The sequence below is a fragment of the Bradyrhizobium uaiense genome (assembly GCF_010811875.1).
Classification (GTDB): domain Bacteria; phylum Pseudomonadota; class Alphaproteobacteria; order Rhizobiales; family Xanthobacteraceae; genus Bradyrhizobium; species Bradyrhizobium uaiense.
Window position 1 is genome coordinate 1 of sequence record NZ_VKHP01000654.1, and the last position, 289, is coordinate 289.

The 289-nt window shown below is 54.7% G+C and carries 1 pseudogene; it reads left to right on the forward strand.

Going from position 1 to position 289, the window contains the following annotated elements:
• Positions 1-172: pseudogene (locus FNJ47_RS46945) on the forward strand (VOC family protein); the annotation flags it as partial.
• Between the last annotated feature and the right edge of the window lie 117 nt (positions 173-289).

Consider the following 289-nt stretch of genomic DNA (forward strand, 5'->3'; position numbering starts at 1 on the left):
GACCAGGAATCCGCAGTTCTCCGACGATACCGCCTCCTGCATGGTGATTTCCGAGACCATTTTCGTCATGCTGCTGACCCACGACAAATTCCGGCAGTTCACGCCGAAAAAGATCGCCGATGCGAAGACCACAAGCGAGGTGCTGGTCTGCCTTTCCGCCGAGAGCCGCGATACAGCGATCGAAAGCTCGCTCAAAGAATGGACATCGTGGGTGCGATACACTTAGCGGAACGGCTAGAAACACCGTAAGCGCGAATTTCTCCGCACCTTTTGCTTTTGAGTGCTCTGA